The 1107-nt window shown below is 32.1% G+C and carries 1 protein-coding gene and 1 pseudogene; one reads left to right on the top strand and one right to left on the bottom strand.

The features are described from left to right. A pseudogene (locus FTV43_RS15745) lies at window positions 1–419 on the bottom strand (hypothetical protein); the annotation flags it as partial. Between the two features lie 59 nt (window positions 420–478). Between FTV43_RS15745 and FTV43_RS15740 the strand changes: the two are divergent. Next, window positions 479–1107 (top strand): type IV secretion protein Rhs (locus tag FTV43_RS15740; RefSeq protein ID WP_179995864.1); only part of this gene is annotated, 629 nt, incomplete at its 3' end.

Genomic DNA, 1107 nt, shown 5'->3' with positions numbered 1-1107 from the left:
CTAAGCTCATAGGGCTGTGATGGTTCAAAGCGTTGTATCGTATAAAGTTGTGCACCATGCTCAGTGTAACGAGAACAGAGTAATTTCGTGTTCTCGACTTGAAAGTAGTCAGTCCCTACTTTGAGTTCTCTTATCTGTCTAGAAATATCGAGGCATTGGGGGAGTTTAGCAATGTTTGAATGCGCTAATCTTTTAAAAAATTCTATCGATCTTGTCACCACATAGCTTTCACCTGTCCCTGTAATAATGCCTTGATCCCATGGATGAATTTTTGTGGTTTTTTTAGGATCGAATTGAGCATCACCTGTTTCTGTTAAAACAACTTGCTTATTGTCTGTAGTGACAATGATGCTATCATTCAGTTGAATAGCGATGATGAATGTCATGCTTTGGTTAAAAATCATTGAATTATTAATCATTTATATTACGCTAAATTCAGGCTCAATTTTTTATAAATTTATAAGAAATAGGTAAATCTATGGCTGGTGGATCTCAGATCATCATTAATAAAGATGGGATAACTATTATTACCCCGACAAAGTTTGAGGCTAAAGCAGGGCAGCATTTATTTAAACAAGGAAGTAAAGTCAACTTTTCGTTACCTGAAATGCCAAATGTTGTGCTTCCATATAGTAATAAATTAGATGTATACAATTTATTTAAAACTGATGAACTAAATAATATTAGCGACTTAAAATATTCAGTCGTTAGAGAAAATGGACAGTTCCAAAAAGGAAATCTTGATGAATATGGAAGAACAGAACGGATAAAATCAAATCAATCGGAAAAAGTAAAAATTTTAGTTGGTGGCGATGAATGGCATTACTATATAAATACTTTTTCAGGAACGATGGATGATGAGATTTTAATTAAGTTTGTTGATCTCATTGGTGAACCTATTGCAAATTTAGAGTTCAAACTAAGTGATGAAAATAACAAGACTATTTTAATAAATAGAACAAATAAAGATGGTGAGGCTAAATTTCTATGCAATACAGTAGAATTTCCCTTACTTTCAGTTAAATATCTTACAAAAGATGAGTTCAAGCCTATTACTAGAATAGAAAATAATTTAGTAAGGGAAATTATTCTCATTAGTCCAAAAAT

It is taken from the genome of Acinetobacter sp. YH16053, from assembly GCF_013417035.1.
GTDB classification, from domain to species: Bacteria; Pseudomonadota; Gammaproteobacteria; order Pseudomonadales; family Moraxellaceae; genus Acinetobacter; species Acinetobacter towneri.
Note: the sequence above shows the minus strand (reverse complement) of the source record. Positions and strands in the feature narration are given on the sequence as shown.